The 18,660-nt window shown below is 63.8% G+C and carries 14 protein-coding genes; 6 read left to right on the top strand and 8 right to left on the bottom strand.

Features of this window, described 5'->3' with window-relative positions:
* Positions 1–88 precede the first annotated feature (88 nt).
* The 6 genes from ADADO0_RS10790 to rnhB all read left to right on the top strand — a co-directional run bounded on the left by ADADO0_RS10790 (position 89) and on the right by rnhB (position 7,533).
* Positions 89–2,230, top strand: a complete 2,142-nt coding sequence (locus ADADO0_RS10790) for a sodium-translocating pyrophosphatase (protein WP_511305143.1) — start codon at positions 89–91, stop codon at positions 2,228–2,230.
* 79 nt (positions 2,231–2,309) lie between these two features.
* A complete protein-coding gene (locus ADADO0_RS10795; protein ID WP_511305144.1) occupies positions 2,310–2,969 on the top strand; it encodes a hypothetical protein in 660 nt (219 codons plus the stop codon).
* A 526-nt stretch (positions 2,970–3,495) separates the two neighbouring features.
* Entirely contained in the window at positions 3,496–3,900 is a 405-nt protein-coding gene (gene secG / locus ADADO0_RS10800; RefSeq protein ID WP_511305145.1) for a preprotein translocase subunit SecG, read from the top strand.
* Between the two features lie 107 nt (positions 3,901–4,007).
* Positions 4,008–5,636: a CTP synthase gene (gene pyrG, locus ADADO0_RS10805; RefSeq protein WP_511305146.1), complete on the top strand. Its 1,629-nt coding sequence runs from the start codon at positions 4,008–4,010 to the stop codon at positions 5,634–5,636.
* A gap of 102 nt (positions 5,637–5,738) precedes the next feature.
* On the top strand, positions 5,739–6,614 hold the full coding sequence (locus ADADO0_RS10810; RefSeq protein WP_511305147.1) for a VOC family protein: 876 nt from the start codon (positions 5,739–5,741) through the stop codon (positions 6,612–6,614).
* 232 nt (positions 6,615–6,846) lie between these two features.
* Complete coding sequence (gene rnhB / locus ADADO0_RS10815) at positions 6,847–7,533, top strand: ribonuclease HII (protein ID WP_511305148.1); 687 nt, start codon at positions 6,847–6,849, stop codon at positions 7,531–7,533.
* 230 nt (positions 7,534–7,763) lie between these two features.
* Here rnhB and ADADO0_RS10820 read toward each other — a convergent pair whose 3' ends face one another.
* The 8 genes from ADADO0_RS10820 to ADADO0_RS10855 form a co-directional block, all read right to left on the bottom strand.
* Positions 7,764–8,672, bottom strand: a complete 909-nt coding sequence (locus ADADO0_RS10820) for an MBL fold metallo-hydrolase (protein WP_511305149.1) — start codon at positions 8,670–8,672, stop codon at positions 7,764–7,766.
* A 10-nt stretch (positions 8,673–8,682) separates the two neighbouring features.
* Positions 8,683–10,839, bottom strand: coding sequence for a methylmalonyl-CoA mutase (scpA, locus tag ADADO0_RS10825; RefSeq protein ID WP_511305150.1), 2,157 nt, complete (start codon positions 10,837–10,839; stop codon positions 8,683–8,685).
* Positions 10,840–11,006: 167 nt separating this feature from the next.
* A complete protein-coding gene (locus tag ADADO0_RS10830; RefSeq protein WP_511305151.1) occupies positions 11,007–12,839 on the bottom strand; it encodes a methylmalonyl-CoA mutase family protein in 1,833 nt (610 codons plus the stop codon).
* Entirely contained in the window at positions 12,836–14,095 is a 1,260-nt protein-coding gene (locus tag ADADO0_RS10835) for a class I SAM-dependent methyltransferase (protein WP_511305152.1), read from the bottom strand. Before ADADO0_RS10835 ends, ADADO0_RS10830 begins: the two co-directional genes overlap by 4 nt.
* On the bottom strand, positions 14,095–14,253 hold the full coding sequence (locus tag ADADO0_RS10840; protein WP_511305153.1) for a hypothetical protein: 159 nt from the start codon (positions 14,251–14,253) through the stop codon (positions 14,095–14,097). Before ADADO0_RS10840 ends, ADADO0_RS10835 begins: the two co-directional genes overlap by 1 nt.
* Before the next feature lie 11 nt (positions 14,254–14,264).
* Complete coding sequence (locus ADADO0_RS10845) at positions 14,265–14,552, bottom strand: GIY-YIG nuclease family protein (RefSeq protein WP_511305471.1); 288 nt, start codon at positions 14,550–14,552, stop codon at positions 14,265–14,267.
* A 165-nt stretch (positions 14,553–14,717) separates the two neighbouring features.
* On the bottom strand, positions 14,718–16,745 hold the full coding sequence (locus ADADO0_RS10850; protein ID WP_511305154.1) for an acetyl-CoA carboxylase biotin carboxylase subunit: 2,028 nt from the start codon (positions 16,743–16,745) through the stop codon (positions 14,718–14,720).
* A gap of 105 nt (positions 16,746–16,850) precedes the next feature.
* The gene (locus ADADO0_RS10855) at positions 16,851–18,383 is read right to left on the bottom strand and encodes an acyl-CoA carboxylase subunit beta (protein ID WP_511305155.1); all 1,533 of its coding nucleotides are present in this window, start codon (positions 18,381–18,383) and stop codon (positions 16,851–16,853) included.
* Between the last annotated feature and the right edge of the window lie 277 nt (positions 18,384–18,660).

Below are 18,660 nucleotides of genomic sequence, written 5' to 3' on the forward strand. Positions count from 1 at the left end.
TGCCATTGCGACTTTGCGGCGCACCCCTCACACTCCCAGACATAAAAAGAACCTGAAACGGGTTGGGAAACGAAAAAGGGTGGGTTTCATGTTGGCTTTGCTGCTGATTATCGTCTGCGGCCTCTTCGCCGTGGCTTATGGAGTTTGGGCCGGTCGCGCCATTCTGGCGGCGGACCCTGGGAATGCCCGCATGCAGGAGATCGCAGCCGCGATCGCCGAGGGCGCCAGGGCTTATCTGCGCCGGCAATATGCGACGATCGCCGTCGTCGGCATCGTGATCTTCGTTCTGGTGGGTCTCTTTCTCGGCTGGCTGGTCGCCATCGGCTTTGCCGTGGGTGCGATCCTATCGGCTCTTGCCGGATTCATCGGCATGAACGTGTCGGTCCGCGCAAACGTGCGCACCGCGCAGGCCGCGACCAAGTCGCTGGCCGGCGGGCTTGATATCGCGTTCAAGGCGGGCGCGGTCACCGGCATGCTGGTGGCGGGGCTGGCACTGCTGGGCGTCACGGTCTATTTCGCCGTCCTCACCCATGGCCTCGGCCTCGCCCCCAGTAGCCGCACGGTGGTGGATGCGCTGGTGGCGCTCGGCTTTGGTGCCTCGCTCATCTCCATCTTCGCCCGCCTCGGCGGCGGTATCTTTACCAAGGGCGCGGATGTCGGCGGCGACCTCGTCGGGAAGGTGGAGGCCGGCATCCCCGAGGATGACCCGCGCAACCCCGCGACCATCGCTGATAACGTGGGCGACAATGTCGGCGACTGCGCCGGCATGGCGGCTGACCTGTTCGAGACCTATGCGGTGACCCTGGTCGCCACCATGGTCCTCGCGGTGATCTTCTTCGCCGCAGTGCCGGCGACGCTCTCCACCATGCTGCTCTATCCGCTCGCCATCGGCGGGGCGTGCATCCTCACCTCGGTGGCTGGCACCTTCTTCGTAAAGCTCGGGCCCACGTCCTCGATCATGGGCGCGCTCTATAAGGGCTTTGGGGCATCCGCCGGGCTGTCGGTGTTTGCGGTCGCCCTCGTGACCTGGCTGTTGCCGGGGTTCGGCACCTTGCCGGGCAGCACGATCACGGGCTTCCACCTGTTCCTCTCCGGTGTGGTCGGTCTCGCTGTCACCGGCGCCATCGTGGTCATCACCGAATATTACACCGGGACGGGCTACCGCCCCGTGGTGTCGATCGCCCAGGCATCGGTGACCGGGCACGGCACCAACATCATTCAGGGCCTCGCGGTGTCGCTTGAGTCCACCGCGCTGCCGACGCTGGTTATCATTGCCGGCATTCTTGCCGCCTACGGCCTTGCCGGCCTGTTCGGCATCGCCATCGCCGCGACCACCATGCTGGCTCTGGCCGGAATGGTGGTGGCGTTGGATGCCTTCGGTCCGGTGACCGACAATGCCGGCGGCATCGCGGAAATGGCAGGCCTGCCGGCCGAAGTGCGTCACGCCACCGACGCGCTTGATGCGGTGGGCAACACCACCAAGGCCGTGACCAAGGGCTATGCCATCGGTTCCGCCGGCCTCGGCGCGCTGGTGCTGTTCGCGGCCTATAGCCAGGACCTGAAATATTTCATCGCCCAGGCCGTACCCGGCACCTACTTCTTCGGCGTGACGCCCAATTTCTCGCTGGAGAATCCCTACGTGGTGGTCGGCCTTCTGTTCGGCGGGCTGCTGCCGTTCCTGTTCGCCGCCATGGGCATGACGGCGGTCGGCCGGGCGGCCGGCGCCATCGTCGAGGAGGTGCGCCGGCAGTTCCGGGAGAAGCCGGGCATCATGCTGGGCACCGAGAAGCCGGATTATTCCCGCGCGGTGGACATGCTCACCAAGGCCGCGATCAAGGAGATGATCATCCCCTCGCTGCTGCCGGTGCTCTCGCCCATCGTCTGCTACTACGTCATCTATGTGGTGGCGGGCGGCGGTGTGGCGGGCAAATCCGCCGCCTTCTCGGCGCTGGGGGCAATGCTGCTGGGCGTCATCGTCACCGGCCTGTTCGTCGCCATCTCCATGACGTCGGGCGGCGGCGCCTGGGACAATGCCAAGAAGTCGTTCGAAGACGGCTTCGTGGATAAAGACGGCGTGCGCCACTACAAGGGCTCCGAGGCCCACAAGGCGTCCGTCACCGGCGACACGGTTGGCGATCCCTACAAGGACACCGCCGGCCCGGCTGTGAACCCGATGATCAAGATCACCAACATCGTGGCCCTGCTGCTGCTGGCGGTGCTCGGGCACTGAACTTGCCGCGATAACGGAAAATGCCCGGGCTTGGCCCGGGCATTTTTCAACGCAGAAAGTTTAATTGGGGCGCTTATTCATGTCTTTATCCGATTGGCTACCAAAACATGCGACGAAGTGGGGATTAATTTCAGTCGTATTCATGGCGGCTACTTTGGCAACGGCCCAAACACCAGCCCTGCAACAAACCGAAATGGAGAACAACCAACCGGCTAATGGGTTGAGCCTGCGCGAGCAAGAGAGGCCGCCTCCAGCGGGGGAGAATCTGCAGGCCTCTTATTCCACCGATCAAGAGCGAGCCACGCCCAAGCTTTACAAATCCACTTGCGGCGACACCGAGAGTCATCCTGAGGCCGATCTCTGTGAACAGAAAAAAATGGCTATCTCTGCGCGCGAGACTGTTGTCTATGCGCAATGGCAGTTGATTATTAGTGTTATTGGCCTTGTTGCTGTAGGGTTTTCGCTTTTGTTTACGGGGTGGGCAACCATCGCCGCCAGCAGAGCTGCCAACGCTGCTACTGAAGCTGTGGGAACAGAGCGAGCATGGATCTCATTACATAGGCCCGAAACCGGCACGGGCACAAATGTCAATATTAACGGTGTTCAGCACGAGCAAGCTTTTGTAATTTCGCTTTCGCTTCTGAATTCTGGGCGCAGTCCGGCTTTAAATGCGACCCTTTATATTAGTAATAAAATTACAAAATCTGATAAAGGTGTTCCAATTTTTGAAAAAACCTGAAAATGACTACAGTAGAAAAACAATGCTTGGGCCAGGACAAATTGCGTATAATGGATTTATTGCTATTCCGTGGAATGAGATGTTAGATATAAAAAATGGAGATAAGAATTTTTATTTATATTGCATCGTAAGATATTTTACTATTTTCGATTCGAAAATCGAAAGGACGTCAGAATTTTGTCTTTTGGTTGAGTTTAACGGTCAACGTCAAAGCAGGCACGGTGAGATGTCGGAAAATGTGAATGTGATTGCTGTTGGTTCTCAGAATTCTGCTAATTAACGGGTGTTTGATTAAAGTATCGGAGGCTCCTCAGTTTTTAATAAACTTCGGTGCTCCTCGCTTATTGCGTTTCCTATTTAACGCAAAAATTTATACCTCGACTTTAAGGTCGTCGCCGCAACCCAGCCCAGCCCCCCACGCAAGCCCCTCGCCCTTTCATTACCCGGCGCGATCGTGTAGGAACGCGCCGAAATTCAGAATTAATTTGGTGCGTGCCCATTCAGTGGCGCGCAGACGATGGAATCCATGCAGACTGTCCTGATCGTCATTCACCTGATGGTGGTGATCGCCCTTATCGGCATCGTCCTGATCCAGCGTTCCGAAGGCGGCGGCCTTGGAATTGGCGGGGGAGGCGGCGGCGGTGGCGGCGGCTTCTTCAGCGCACGCGGCTCGGCCAACGTGCTGACGCGGGCGACCGCCGTGCTCGCGGGGATATTCTTCGTGACCAGCCTGTCGCTGACGATTCTCGCCGGCTGGGGCCGCACCCCTCCGGCGCTGCTTAATCAGCCCGGCATCCCGGCAGGCCCGTCCGTGCCGCAGAGCGGCGGGTCCATTCTCGACCAGATTCGCCCCCAGGCGCCCGCCGGGCAGGTTGCACCTGCCGCTCCGGCTCCGGCTCCCAGCGGGCCGCAGGTTCCTCCGGCTCAGTGATCGTGCGCGGCGGGTTCCCGCCGCGTGAGGTTCTCCACAGGCGAGGCGAAGCGATTCTGCGCTTTGCTCTCGCCGAATCGCGTTTGCGCGGAATAGAGTGAAGACCCATGGCGCGCTATATCTTTATCACCGGCGGCGTGGTGTCCTCTTTGGGCAAGGGCCTCGCCTCGGCGGCTCTGGGTGCGCTTCTTCAAGCGCGCGGCTACACCGTCCGTCTCCGCAAGCTGGATCCCTATCTGAACGTCGATCCGGGCACCATGAGCCCGTATCAGCACGGCGAAGTCTTCGTGACCGACGACGGTGCGGAGACCGATCTGGATCTCGGCCATTACGAGCGTTTCACCGGACGCCCCGCGACCCGTCGGGACAACATCACCACCGGCCAGATCTATCAGGACATCATCAACAAGGAACGGCGGGGCGACTATCTCGGCGCCACGGTCCAGGTGATTCCGCACGTCACCAACGCCATCAAGGATTTCGTCCTGGAGGGCAATGACGCGGTTGATTTCGTGCTGGTGGAAGTCGGCGGCACAGTCGGCGACATCGAGGGGCTGCCCTTCTTCGAGGCGACGCGCCAACTCAAGAACGACCTGCCGCGCGGCCATTCCATTTTCATCCACCTGACCCTGATGCCTTACATTCCCTCGGCGGGGGAGCTGAAGACCAAGCCGACGCAGCATTCGGTCAAGGAACTTCGCTCCATCGGCATTCAGCCCGACATCCTGCTGTGCCGCACCGACCGGGAAATCCCGCGCGAGGAGCGTCGAAAGCTGGCGCTGTTCTGCAATGTGCGCGAGAGCGCGGTGATCGAGGCGCGCGATGTGGACAACATCTATGCCGTGCCCTCCGCCTATCACGCTGAGGGTCTCGACACCGAAGTCCTGGCCGCTTTCGGCATCGAGCCGGCGCCGATGCCCAAGCTTGGCCGCTGGACCACCATCGAAGACCGGGTGCGTAACCCCGAAGGCGAAGTCACCATCGCCATCGTCGGCAAATACACCGGCCTCAAGGACGCATATAAGTCGCTGATCGAGGCGCTGGCCCACGGCGGAATCGCCCACAAGGTGAAGGTGAAGCTCGACTGGATCGAGAGCGAGACCTTCGAGCGGGAAGACCCCGCGCCCTTCCTTGAGCATGTGCACGGCATTCTGGTGCCCGGCGGCTTCGGCCAGCGTGGCGCCGAGGGCAAGATTCGCGCGGCGCAGTTCGCACGCGAGCGGGCTGTGCCCTATTTCGGCATCTGCTTCGGCATGCAGATGGCGGTGATCGAGGCAGCGCGAAATCTCGCCGGCATTCCTGCGGCAAATTCGAGCGAGTTCGGCGAAACGCCGGAGCCGGTGGTAGGCCTTCTCACCGAGTGGCTGCGCGGCAACGAGCTTGAAAAGCGTCGGGCAAATGGCGATCTCGGCGGCACCATGCGGCTCGGCGCCTACCCCGCGCACCTGGAAACTGGCAGCCGTGTCGCGAGCGTGTATGGCGGCCACGACATCCAGGAACGCCACCGTCATCGCTATGAGGTGAACACCTCATACAAGGCGCGGCTGGAGCAGTGCGGCCTGCGCTTCTCAGGCATGTCGCCGGACGGCCTCCTGCCGGAGATCGTCGAATACGCCAACCATCCCTGGTTTATCGGCGTGCAATTCCATCCGGAGTTGAAGTCACGCCCGTTCGATCCCCACCCGCTGTTCGCGTCCTTCATCGGCGCCGCCAAGGAGCAGAGCCGGCTCGTCTGAGCCCCCTCGCATTCCGGGTTCATTGCCGGTGGGACGGGGAACGTGCCACAAGACCAGCGGGCTTCCGCGTGGCGGCGGCCTCCGACCCTGAGGGAGGCTCCCATGTTGCGCGGTCTTGATCACCTGGTGCATGTGGTGAGGGATCTCGACGCGGCGGGCGAGGTGTATGATCTGGTCGGCTTCACCGTCGGGCCGCGCAATCATCACCCCTGGGGCACGCACAACCGCATCGTGCAGACGCCCGGCTTCTTCATCGAGCTTCTGGAAATCGCCGAGCCGGCGAAGATTCCGCCCCATGCCGGCGACCATTTCTCATTCGGCGCATTCAATCGCGATTTTCTCGCCAGGTGCGGCGAAGGGTTCTCGATGCTGTCCTTGGAAGGGCGCGACCCCGCCGCGGACAAGGCCGACTTCGACGGTGCGGGTTTCGGTGGTTTCGATCTGTTCGATTTCTCCCGGCAGGCGCGCCGGCCCGACGGGGAAGAGGTGGAGGTGGGGTTCTCTCTCGCCTTCGCGAAGGACCCGCTGGCGCCGGACGCCGGCTTTTTCACCTGCACCCAGCGCCGGCCGGAAAATTTCTGGGCTCCGTCCATGCAGCGGCACGCCAACGGTACAACCGGCATCGCCGGTGTGGTGCTGGTGACCGACCACCCCTTGGATCACGCGAGCTTCATCGACACGTTCGCCGGGGCGACACCGCGCCGAGTGATGGACGGCTGGTATATCGCTTCGACCGCGCGCGGCGAGATTGACATCATGACCCGCGCGATCTTCACCGAGCGTTTCGGCGTGCCGGCACCGGCTGGCGAGGGGCTGAGGATCGCGGGGGTGCGCTTTTCTTCGCCTGGCGCCGTCGATATGCGGCGGGGCCTCGCGGTGCGCGGCATGCTGGAAGAGAAGATCGAGGGACTGGTGGTCATTCCACCCAAGGCCGCAATGGGTGCAACGCTGATCCTGGATCGTCCCGCTATCGATTGAGGCCTGGGGTCGGCTGTTTGAAAAGCCGTGCCGTGCGCGGCGCTGTCGCTTCCGGAAGTTGGGAATGGCGCCATGAGGCGCAAGATTGCGCGACGATGACGGGTGCGCCTGGTGTTCTATTCCGGACAGTTGGCCCAGAGCGCCCAGGAGAACATTGTGAAAAGTGGTTTCTCCCCGAAGTTCTGAGCTAGGCTCCAGGGGAGATTCGATTGGTCTGGCTGAGGAGGACAGGGTGGCGGGACGCGGCGTGAAGGTGGTAGCCAAGCCGGCGAAAGTGTCGGGACTCGGCTTCGCGCGCGAACGTGCCGCCTACAAGCTGGGCGCGACGCCGATTGCCGGTGCCGACGAAGCGGGTCGGGGGCCGTTGGCGGGTCCCGTGGTGGCCGCAGCCGTCATCCTCGATCCGCGCCGCGTGCCCAAAGGGCTCGACGATTCCAAGAAGCTGAGCCGCGAAAAACGGGAGGCTTTGTTCGCGGAAATCTGCGCCACCGCCGAGGTCGCGGTGAGCCTGGCTCCGCCCACCCGTATCGACCGGGACAACATCCGCCAAGCCTCGCTCTGGGCGCTGGCGAGCGCGGTGCGCGGCTTGTCCCGTTGTCCCGCCCTCGTCTTCGTCGACGGCAACGATCCCCCGCCCATGCCCTGCGATCTGGAAATGGTGATCGGCGGCGACGCGCTCATCGCCTCTATCGCCGCCGCCTCTATCGTCGCTAAGGTGACGCGGGATCGGCTGATGATGGCTGTGGGCGCAGCCTATCCCGTCTATGGCTTCGAGCGGCACATGGGCTATTCCACCCCCGCCCACGGGATCGCACTTCGCGCCCATGGTCCGTGCAAGCACCATCGCCAATCCTTCGCTCCCGTCCGTGAGCAGCAGCTTCTGCTGTTCAGCGACGTTGATTTGGTCGCAGCGGAGTAGGGCGCTGCCGCGCTTCCCGCCGGCCGGTGTCCCTCATCCCGCATAGCCTGCTTGCGCGCCCGTAGTTGAAGCCTGCGCGCCCTCATTCCCAATCACTCACGCACCTGAGATGTTCGAGCCTGCATCCCGCATATGCGCGGGAGCCACGGCAGGCGACGCGCTGTTGAGGCGCCAACCCCTTATCTACGTCGAGATTCAGGAATTTGTCATAACCAATTGAAATTCATTAACTATGTTTCGTTCTTAATGTGCTTTATCGCACGCAGCACCGCAGCGAGATTCATCCTATGTACGGCCTCGTAGGGCTCGAAATAGGTGAGGGCTCCCGTGGCAAACGCGGCATGGGCAAAGGATCTTAGGTCCTCATTTTTTACGTGAACTTCATTTGAAATCTGAGCGAGCTTCTCGATATAAGATATTGTTGCATCAATAAATTCTTTTCCATAACCGCCGGAGGCAATGGTCTCTTCCGCTCCGTGGTTGGGCAGGATGCGAGCGACGTCCCAGGACAGCATTGCTCGCAAATCCCTAAGATGGATCGAAAGCCGCTCGGGCTCATCCACATAGGTCACGGGGTCTTCGAGCGTGTCGCCCGCCAGCATCAGCCCACCCGGCAGGAGCATGACGGTGCCGTCGCGCGAGTGGATATTCACCTGCCGCAGCAGCACGGGAATGGCGCCGACCGTCAGCGCCAGATCCCCCTCGAATGTGCGGCTCGGCATCACCAGCGGCTTGATGGGCGGGTCGGCGCTCTCCAGTGCTTCGCGCTTCTCGGCGAGGATTTCTGCGGTGAGGCGGTTGGAGATGATCTCGCAATCCGCGAACACGGCGTTGCCCGCAACGTGGTCGTCATGCCAGTGGCTGAGCACCACCGTCATCTCACGCACGCCTCTGGCTTCCAGGGTCCGGCGGATGATGGCGGCGTGGGTGAGGGAGATGTGGGTGTCGTAGACCAGCGCCTGGTCGCCATCGATCACGGCATAGGAGGCGATGCCGGCTTCGTAGGCGCCATCGTCCAGCCAGTTGGGCGCAGGGGAATGGAGGCGGACCCCAGGCACCCGTCCGTCATAGAAGGCAAGCACATGGGGCGCGGGCTGAAGCACCCGCATCGTGGCGCCCAGTGCGGGGCGCGGGGGCATGGCGGGCGGGCTATTCCGCCGCGACGCGGGCGTGGCCGAGGCGCTCCGAGAGCGTGACCACGAGATCGCGCGCGGCGTCGGCGATGACCGTGCCTGGCGGGAAGATCGCCTCGGCGCCCGCCGCCTTCAGTGCCTCATAATCTTGTGGGGGAACCACGCCGCCCACCACCACCATGATGTCGCCGCGCCCTTCCGACTCCAGAGCCTGCTTCAGCGACGGCACCAGCGTCAGGTGCCCGGCCGCGAGGGAGGAGATGCCGACGATGTGCACGTCGTTCTCCACCGCCTGCCGGGCTGCCTCCTCGGGGGTCGAGAACAGCGGGCCGATGTCCACGTCAAAGCCGAGATCGGCGAATGCCGAGGCGATCACTTTCTGGCCGCGGTCGTGGCCGTCCTGGCCGACCTTGGCGACGAGAATACGGGGGCGGCGCCCCTCGGCATGCTCGAACGCCTCGACCATGCGCTGCACCTTGCCCACCTTCTCGGTCATTGCGCCTGCCTCCCGCTTGTAGACACCGGAGATGGCGCGGATTTCGGCGCGATGCCGACCGAACACCTTCTCCAGCGCGTCGGAAATCTCCCCCACGGTTGCTTTGAAGCGGGCGGCGTTGACCGCCAGTTCCAGCAGATTGCCGCCGCCGGCCGCGCCATTGGTCAGCGCGGTTAGCGCGCTTTCCACGTCGCTGTCGCTGCGCTCGGCCTTCAGGCGGCGCAGCTTTTCGATCTGCGCGGTGCGCACGGCGGAATTGTCCACCTTCAGCACGTCGATCTGCTGCTCGCTGGTGGGCTTGTACTTGTTGACGCCCACCACGGTCTGGGCGCCGCCGTCGATATGGGCCTGGGTGGTGGCGGCAGCCTCCTCGATGCGCAGCTTGGGGATGCCGGCCTCGATGGCTTTCGCCATGCCGCCCAGCGCCTCCACCTCCTGGATATGCGCCCAGGCCTTTGAGGCGAGGTCGGCGGTCAGGCGTTCGATGAAGAAGGAACCGCCCCAGGGGTCGATCTGGCGGGTGGTGCCGCTTTCCTGTTGCAGCAGGATCTGTGTGTTGCGCGCGATACGCGCGGAGAAGTCGGTGGGCAGCGCCAGCGCCTCGTCCAGCGCGTTGGTGTGTAGCGACTGGGTGTGTCCCTGGGTGGCCGCCATGGCCTCCACCATCGTGCGCATCACGTTGTTGAACACATCCTGCGCCGTCAGGCTCCAGCCGGATGTCTGGCAATGGGTGCGCAGCGGCAGCGACTTCAGGCTCTTGGCGCCGAGATCGGTCATCAGCTTGGTCCACAGGAGGCGGGCGGCGCGAAGCTTGGCCACCTCCATGTAGAAATTCATGCCGATGGCCCAGAAGAACGACAGGCGCGGCGCGAACACGTCGATGTCGAGCCCGGCCTTTGCGCCGGCGCGCACGTATTCCACGCCGTCGGCCAGCGTGTAGGCCAACTCCAGGTCCTGCGTCGCCCCGGCCTCCTGCATGTGGTAGCCGGAGATGGAGATGGAGTTGAAGCGCCCCATCTCCTTGGAGGTGTAGCCGAAGATGTCCGAGATGATGCGCATGCTCGGCGTGGGCGGATAGATATAGGTGTTCCGCACCATGAATTCTTTGAGGATGTCGTTCTGTATGGTGCCCGAGAGCTTGGCGTGGGGCACGCCCTGCTCCTCGCCAGCCACCACGAACAGCGCCAGGATCGGCAGCACCGCCCCGTTCATGGTCATGGACACGCTCATCTGGTCCAGCGGGATGCCCGAGAACAGGGTGCGCATGTCGTAGATGGAATCGATGGCGACCCCAGCCATACCCACGTCGCCGGCGACGCGCGGGTGATCGCTGTCATAGCCGCGATGGGTGGCAAGGTCGAAGGCAACCGAGAGGCCCTTCTGCCCGGCGGCGAGGTTGCGCCGGTAAAAGGCGTTGGAATCCTCCGCCGTGGAGAATCCGGCATACTGCCGGATGGTCCACGGCTGGTTCACATACATGGTGGGGTAGGGGCCGCGCAGATAGGGCGCGATGCCGGGATAGGTATCGAGGAAGGAGAGCCCAGCCACATCGGCAGCGCCATACAGCGGCTTCACCGGAATGCCTTCCGGCGTGATCCAGGGTGCGGCGTCGACGGGCGGCGGCACGAGGTTCGGCGCGCGCCAGTCGATATCGGCGAATGCGGGCAAACGGCTCATGGTCCCCATCCTAACTCAAAAGGCGCCGCGAGGCGCGCACGTTATGCAACCGGCCCCAGACCGCCCGCCCCCTCCCCAGCCCTCCCCCGCAAGCGGGAGAGGGGGCTCGCGGGCGGCGCAACCATAAAAGCCCTCTCCCGCTTGCGGGGGAGGGCTGGGAGGGGGCCTTATCCGATCCCCAACGCCCGATGCGCCTTGCCGAGCGCCTGCACCACATCACACCCGGCGAAGATGAAGTCCTGCACGCCCGCCGCCGTCAGCGAGGCTTCCAGATCGCCGGGTTTCCCCGCCAGCCAGATGCCGGTCGCCCCCGCACCCTTCAGCGCGTCGGCGGCAACCACGCCTTCGGCGGCATAGACCTCGTCCGAGGAACACAAACACGCGAAGGTGGAGCCCGATGCGGTGAAAGCGCCGATCAGATCGTCGAGGCGTGCGAAGCCCTCGGGAACGGGAGCGGCGATGCCGCCGGCCTCGAAGAAATTCTTCGCGTAGGTGGCGCGGGCGGTGAAGGCGGTAATTGGGCCGAGCGCAGCCAGGAAGATGCTGGGCGCTATGGGCGCGGCCTCGGCGGCCTCGCGCAAAGCCTCGAACGGCTCGGCGAGGCGGTGCGGGGTTAGCGCGGTCTCGGTCGCCGGTGCGGGAAAAGCTGGAGAGGCAGCGAGGACGCTGGGAACCGTCTGCCCCAGAAGCGGGAATTCGGAGGTTCCGGTGATGGGTTCCTTGCGGGTTGCCACATCCCTCTCGCGCCGCGCGCGCACTGCCGCAACCTCGCCCTGCCACCAGCCGCGCGACAAGGCCTCCGCCATGCCGCCCTTGGCCTCGATGGCGCGGAAAATGTCCCATGCCGCCGCCGCGAGACCCTCGGTGCGGCTCTCCATGGCGCCGGCACCGGCGGAGGGGTCGGCGACGCGGTGGAGATTGGCCTCTTCCAGCAGCACAAGCTGGGTGTTGCGCGCCAGCCTGCGGGCGAACGGGTCGGGCAGGCCGATGGCCTGGCTGAACGGCAGCACGGTCACGCTGTCCGCCCCACCGACGCCCGCCGAAAACGCCCCGATGGTCGAGCGCAGTAGATTCACATGGGCATCGCGCCGGGTCATGGAGCGCCAAGCTGTGGTGGCGTGGATGCGGGCGGGCGCCGGCGTCATACCGGCCTCACGGGCGATGGCCGCCCAGAGCAGCCGCATGGCGCGGAACTTTGCGATGGTGTCGATCTGGTCTACGTCCGCCGTCAGCGCCAGCTCGATGCGCGGCGCTGCGTCTTCGAGCGCGATGCCCGCCGTTTCCAGCGCCCTGAGATAGGCCACCGCCGTGGCGAGCACGGCGGCAAGCTCCTGCGCGTCAGAAGCGCCGGCCGCGTGATGCACTGCACCGTCCGCCCGCGCCACCGGCGACGTGAAGCCCCGCGCCGCGAGAATGCCGGTGGTCTCTGCAAAGCGTTGCGCGAGGTTGGCCCAGGGCATCGGCGTGGAACCCGCCTTTGCGATGTCTCCGATGGGGTCGAGTCCGAAGGAGACGTTCAGCCCTTTGGGGTCGTGTCCGCGCTCATCCAGCAGTTTGGCGAAGGCGAGGGCGTCTTCCCGGCCCTGGAAATGGCCACTCTCGATCCGGGTCTCGATCAGATCGAGCATCACGCTGTCGAGCACGCGGGTCAGCACTTCGCCATCCGGCAGGCCGAAGCCGTGGGCATGGGGGGAGGAGGCGAACACCAGGGTGAGGCCGGAGGCGCCGCCATCGAGGTCTTCGAGCGCCTGGGCGTTGGCCGCGTCCTCGTCCTTCTGGTCGACGCGGGCCGAGACGACCCAGGCAGCTCCGGCCGGCCGACCGGCGATGGGCTGGGCGTCCGGGCTGCGCGGCGGCAGGGGATCGAGCGTCAGGCCGTCATAGGTGCGCGAAACCAGTTTCTTGTCGTAGGGCGCACCCTTCAGCACCCCATCGACCAGCTTCAGCCAGTCCTGGCGGGAGGCGGGCTTGAGGTCGGCGGCGAAGGGGAGGTCGGTCACGCCGGTATCTCCGTGGTTGGGGAGGCTGGGCCGCGATCCGCAGCTGCAAGCGCGCGCTCGCCATCGAACATATAGTTCCGCTGCACCGGCACATCGTCACGACGCTCGGACAGGAGCAGTTGGAAGACCATGTTGGAGCCGTGCAGGAAGCCCAACTCGACGGCAGAGAGATAGAAGTCCCACATCCGGGCGAACCGCGCGCCCATCATGCCCTCGACCTCGCCGTAGCGCGCCATGAATGCGTGGCGCCATGCCCGGATGGTCCAATAATAATGCAGCCTCAACACCTCCATGTCGGCAACCCAAAGGTGGGTGCGTTCGGTGGAGGCAAACACTTCCGAAAGCGCAGGCACATAGCCGCCGGGGAAGATGTATTTGCGGATGAAGGGCGCGGTGGTGCCGGGCGGCGACATGCGGCCGATGGCGTGCACCAGGGCAAATCCGCCGGGCGCGAGAAGCTCGCGAATCTGGGTGAAATACTCGTCGAAGTGGTTCACGCCCACATGCTCCATCATACCTATGGAGACGAGGCGGTCGAACTTTCCGTCGAGATTTCGATAATCCACCTCGCGGAAATCGATGAGATGGCCCACCCCCGCCGCCTCCGCGAGCCGCCGGGATTCCGCGAGTTGTTCGGGCGAGACGTTGATGGCTGTGACGCGCGCCCCGCAATGCTTGGCGAGATAAATGGAGAGGCCACCCCAGCCGGAACCGATCTCCAGCACCTTCATGCCCGGCTCGATCTTCAGCTTCGCCGCGACATGGCGGAACTTGGCGCGCTGGGCGTCGGCGAGGGGCTGGTCGGGATAATCGAAATAGGCGCACGAATACGCCATCGTCTCGTCGAGCCACAGCCGGTAGAACTCCGCCGGATGGTCGTAATGGCTGGAGACGTTCTCCTTGGCCTTGCCTACCGGGTTGGCCTGCTGGAACCGCTTCACCGAGCGCCACGCCTTGCGCAGCGCCTGCTGCACCGGGTGGCTGCCGAGCCCCTTGCGGTTCACCGAGAACAGCAGCAGCAGATCGAACACGCCCGACCCGTCCTCAAATTCGAGGCGTCCGTCCATATAGGCTTCGGCCGCGACCAGTTCCGGATTGAAGAACACGTCCCGCTCCAGTTTCTGATCCTTCATCCGCACCGTGACTTTCGGCCCTTCGATGCCCGATCCGAACACGAAACGCTGGCCCTTGGCCGTGATGACGGTGAGAGCGCCTTTCTCCACAAAGCGCGACAGGAGATGGGAGAGAAGACGCATTAGATCGGTTCCTGTGGGTCGCAAGATGTCCAGCGCTTCTCCAAAGAGAAGCCGTCATGCCCGGGCTTGTTCCGGGCATCCACGCGGTGCGGCTGGGTGTCATCGGCGTCCGTCGCCGCAAGCGGATCGGCGTGGATGGCCGGGACAGGCCCGGCCATGACGGTACTTCCTATGAGATATCTTCGTACAGGTCGCGCCATTCTGGATTCATATCCAGGATGATCCTTACCTTCCATGCCCGCGGCCAGTGCTTCATGGTTTGCTCGCGCTGGATGGCGAGCGAAATTGTTTGATGCTGTTCGAAATAGATCAGTTTCTTGAGGTTGTAGCGTTTCGTGAAACCGTCCGTGACGCCCTCGCGATGTTCCCACACCCGGCGAATGAGATTGTTCGTCACGCCGATGTAAAGCGTGCCGTTTGGGCGATTGGTGATGATGTAAACGTAAGCTTCGCGCATCGTTGAAGCCCGTCGTGGCAAAGCCGTCATGCCCGGGCTTGTCCCGGGCATCCACGCAGTGCCGGGGGAACTGAGCGTCAAAGGTTTGAGTAAACTGATGGGCGTGGATGGCCGGGGCAAGTCCGGCCATGACGACATCTTTTGATGAGCCGCCGCCCATCCCCATCACGCGAATTCCATAATCACCGCGTCCACCGCGAGGCTGTCGCCGGCCTTGGCGTGGACGGCCTTGACGACGCCGTCGCGTTCGGCGCGCAGGACGTTTTCCATCTTCATGGCTTCCACCACCGCCAAAGCCTCGCCCGCCTTCACCTCCTGGCCGGGAACGGCGGCAATGGAGACGACGAGGCCGGGCATGGGGCAGAGCAGTTCCTTGCCGCCGCCGGTTGCTTTCTTCTCCGGCATCCAGGCGGCGAGTTCGGCTTCGCGCGCGGTGAACACCCGCGCCTCGGTGGCGATGCCCCGGAACGCCAGAGCCACGCCGTTGGGAACCGTGCGGACCTGAAGCGCGGCCGGCGTGCCGTCGATGGTACACAGGAACACCGGCTCGCCCGGCTTCCACGCGCTGGTGATGATGTGGACGTGCCCCTTGGCGCCATCCTCGCCGAACATCTGCACCTTATAAGCGCCATCCGCTTCCTTGACCTCGCAGGGCACGACCATCAATGCGTGCGAGCCGCCGAGATGCACCACGCGGCGCTTCTCGAAGGTGACGGCGGTGCCCATCATCTGGCCGGAGATGCGGCGCTTCCGGGCATTCTGGATGTGGTCGATGATGGCGGCCACCGCCGCCAGCGCGTGGGTCAATTCGCCCTCGGGCGCGCGGGCATGGAAGCCGTCGGGATATTCCTCGGCGATGAAGCCGGTGGAAAGCTTGCCGTCCTTCCACCGCTGGTGCGCCATCAGGGCGGAGAGGAAGGGAATATTGTGGCCGATGCCGTCGATGCCGAACGCATCGAGCGCGTCCGCCTGGGCCTCGATCGCCGCCGCGCGGGTGGGGGCGTGGGTGACCAGCTTGGCGATCATCGGGTCGTAATACAGCGAGATTTCCCCGCCCTCGTAGACGCCGGTGTCGTTGCGCACTGTGATGTCGCCAAACGTGCCTTCGACCGGCGGGCGATAGCGAACCAGGCGGCCAATGGAAGGCAGGAAGTTGCGGTAAGGGTCTTCCGCATAGATGCGGCTTTCCACCGCCCAACCGGTCAGCTTGATATCGTCCTGGGTGAAGGCGAGCTTTTCGCCATAGGCCACGCGGATCATCTGCTCCACCAGATCGATGCCGGTGATCAGCTCGGTTACGGGATGCTCCACCTGGAGGCGAGTGTTCATCTCCAGGAAGTAGAAGCTCTTGTCCTGGCCGGCGACGAACTCAACCGTGCCGGCGCTGTCGTAGCCAACCGCCTTTGCCAGCGCGACCGCCTGCTCGCCCATCTTCTTCCGGGTTTCCTCGTCCAGCAGCGGGGAGGGGGCTTCCTCGACCACCTTCTGGTTGCGCCGCTGGATCGAGCATTCCCGCTCGCCGAGATAGAGCACGTTGCCGTGCTTGTCGCCGAGTACCTGGATCTCGATGTGGCGCGGATCGACGATGAATTTCTCCACGAACACGCGATCATCGCCGAACGAGGATTTCGCCTCCGATTTGGCGCGGTCGAACCCATCCTGGACCTCATCGCGCGAATAGGCGATGCGCATGCCCTTGCCGCCGCCACCTGCGGAGGCCTTGATCATCACGGGATAGCCGATCTCGTCGGCGATCTTCGCCGCCTGGGTGCCGTCCTCCAGCACGCCGAGATAGCCCGGCACGGTGGAGACGTTCGCCGCCGCCGCCGCCTTCTTGGATTCGATCTTGTCGCCCATGGCGTCGATGGCATGGGCATTGGGGCCGATGAAGACGATGCCCGCTTCCTTGAGCGCGGTCGGAAAGGCGGATCGCTCGGAGAGAAATCCGTAGCCGGGATGCACCGCCTCTGCGCCGGTCTGCTTACAGGCGGCGATGATCTTTTCGATGATCAGATAGGATTGAGCGGCGGCCGGCGGGCCGATGTGCACGGCCTCGTCCGCCATCTCCACATGGAGCGAATCCTTGTCGGCATCCGAATAGACGGCGACCGTTTTAATGCCCATCTTGCGGGCGGTCTTGATGACGCGGCAGGCGATCTCGCCTCGGTTCGCGATCAGGATTTTCGAGAACATTCAGTTAGTCCCCCGGCGCCGCTGGCGCGAATTTCTTTCAGTTCACGTCCCGCCTTCCCCCGCCCCAGCCCTTCCCCGCTTGCGGGGGAGGGTTGGGAGGGGCCGCTAAAGCGGCAGGTTGTCGTGCTTCTTGAGCGGCTGCTCCACCTTCTTGGAGCGCAGCATTGCGAGCGCGCGGGCGAGGCGCTTGCGCGTCGTCTTCGGTGTGATCACCTCGTCGATATAGCCGCGCTCGGCGGCGACGAACGGCGAGAGGAACCGCTGCTCGTAATTCTTGGTCTGCGCCGCGATCTTTTCGGGATCGCCCATGTCGGACCGGAAGATGATCTCAACTGCGCCCTTGGCGCCCATCACCGCGATCTGCGCGGTGGGCCAGGCATAATTGACGTCGCCGCCCACATGCTTCGAGGCCATCACGTCATAGGCGCCGCCGAACGCCTTGCGGGTGATGACTGTGACCAGCGGCACGGTCGCCTGTGAATAGGCGAACAGCAGCTTGGCGCCGTGCTTGATTAGGCCGCCATATTCCTGCGCCGTGCCGGGCAGGAAGCCGGGCACGTCCACGAAGGTGACGATGGGAATTTCGAAGGCGTCGCAGAAGCGCACGAAGCGGGCGGCCTTGCGGGAGGCGTCGCTATCCAGCACGCCAGCAAGGCTCATGGGCTGGTTCGCCACGAAGCCCACGGTGCGGCCCTCGATGCGGCCGAAGCCGGTGACCATGTTCTTGGCGAACGCGGCTTGAATCTCGAAAAAATCGCCTTCGTCCACGACCTTCAGGATGAGTTCCTTGATGTCGTAGGGCTTGTTGGGATTTTCCGGCACCAGGGTGTCGAGACTCTCGTCGATCCGCAGCGGATCGTCGAACGAGGGCCATTCGGGCACGCCGGACTGGTTGTTGAGCGGCAGGAAGTCGATGAGGCGACGGGTCTGGAGCAGCATCTCCACGTCGTTCTCATAGGCGCCGTCCGCCACCGAGGATTTGGTGGTGTGCACCTTGGCCCCGCCCAGTTCCTCGGAGGTGACGGTTTCGTTGGTGACGGTCTTCACCACGTCCGGACCGGTCACGAACATGTAGCTCGTGTCGCGCACCATGAAGATGAAGTCGGTCATGGCGGGGGAATAGACGTCGCCGCCCGCGCACGGCCCCATGATGAGCGAGATCTGCGGGATGACGCCGGAGGCGATGACGTTGCGCTTGAACACCTCGCCGTAGCCGCCCAGCGCCGCGACGCCCTCCTGGATGCGCGCGCCGCCGGCATCGAACAGGCCGATGATGGGCGCGCGGGTCTTCAACGCGAGGTCCTGGATTTTGGTGATCTTGCGCGCGTGCTCCTCAGAGAGGGAGCCGCCGAACACGGTGAAGTCCTTGGCGAAGACAAAGACCTGCCGGCCGTTCACCGTGCCCCAGCCGGTGACGACGCCGTCACCGGGAATCTTCTGGCTTTCCATGCCGAAATCGACGCAGCGATGCTGCACGAAGGTGTCGAACTCCTCGAACGAGCCACGATCCAGCAGCAGCTCGATTCGCTCGCGGGCGGTGAGCTTGCCGCGCGCATGCTGCGCATCGATCCGCCGCACACCGCCGCCGAGCGCCGCGACACCGCGCCGGCTCTCAAGCTCTTCGAGAATTTCCTTCATGCGTCGTCCCCCGGTGCCATCGCACCCTCTGCAACTCGAATCAGTCTAATGGTGCCTGACCATGAAGGGGAAGGCCCAGCTTTGCGCACCATGTGCAAAATGCGGCAGCAGCGAAGGAATCTTTTCGCGGATGCGTAAGGAAATGCGTCCTGCCCGGTATTTGCCGGAAGGTTCGGCGCGGTTACACGAAGATGCCGTGGCCGTGACCAAATCCCGCCACGCCTGCGGGCTGGAAATGCCGTCGAGTAAGGTCTGAATGAGCTTCTGCCGTTCGGGC

This window comes from Aquabacter sp. (assembly GCF_965279295.1).
GTDB lineage: Bacteria > Pseudomonadota > Alphaproteobacteria > Rhizobiales > Xanthobacteraceae > Aquabacter.

Excerpts from the sequence above, each read along its gene's own strand:
- ADADO0_RS10790 (WP_511305143.1), top strand. The coding sequence starts at position 89 with ATGTTGGCTTTGCTGCTGATTATCGTCTGCGGCCTCTTCGCCGTGGCT.
- ADADO0_RS10795 (WP_511305144.1), top strand. The coding sequence starts at position 2,310 with ATGTCTTTATCCGATTGGCTACCAAAACATGCGACGAAGTGGGGATTA.
- secG (WP_511305145.1), top strand. The coding sequence starts at position 3,496 with ATGCAGACTGTCCTGATCGTCATTCACCTGATGGTGGTGATCGCCCTT.
- pyrG (WP_511305146.1), top strand. The coding sequence starts at position 4,008 with ATGGCGCGCTATATCTTTATCACCGGCGGCGTGGTGTCCTCTTTGGGC.
- ADADO0_RS10810 (WP_511305147.1), top strand. The coding sequence starts at position 5,739 with ATGTTGCGCGGTCTTGATCACCTGGTGCATGTGGTGAGGGATCTCGAC.
- ADADO0_RS10820 (WP_511305149.1), bottom strand. The coding sequence starts at position 8,672 with ATGCCCCCGCGCCCCGCACTGGGCGCCACGATGCGGGTGCTTCAGCCC.
- scpA (WP_511305150.1), bottom strand. The coding sequence starts at position 10,839 with ATGAGCCGTTTGCCCGCATTCGCCGATATCGACTGGCGCGCGCCGAAC.
- ADADO0_RS10835 (WP_511305152.1), bottom strand. The coding sequence starts at position 14,095 with ATGCGTCTTCTCTCCCATCTCCTGTCGCGCTTTGTGGAGAAAGGCGCT.
- ADADO0_RS10840 (WP_511305153.1), bottom strand. The coding sequence starts at position 14,253 with ATGGCCGGGCCTGTCCCGGCCATCCACGCCGATCCGCTTGCGGCGACG.
- ADADO0_RS10845 (WP_511305471.1), bottom strand. The coding sequence starts at position 14,552 with ATGCGCGAAGCTTACGTTTACATCATCACCAATCGCCCAAACGGCACG.
- ADADO0_RS10850 (WP_511305154.1), bottom strand. The coding sequence starts at position 16,745 with ATGTTCTCGAAAATCCTGATCGCGAACCGAGGCGAGATCGCCTGCCGC.
- ADADO0_RS10855 (WP_511305155.1), bottom strand. The coding sequence starts at position 18,383 with ATGAAGGAAATTCTCGAAGAGCTTGAGAGCCGGCGCGGTGTCGCGGCG.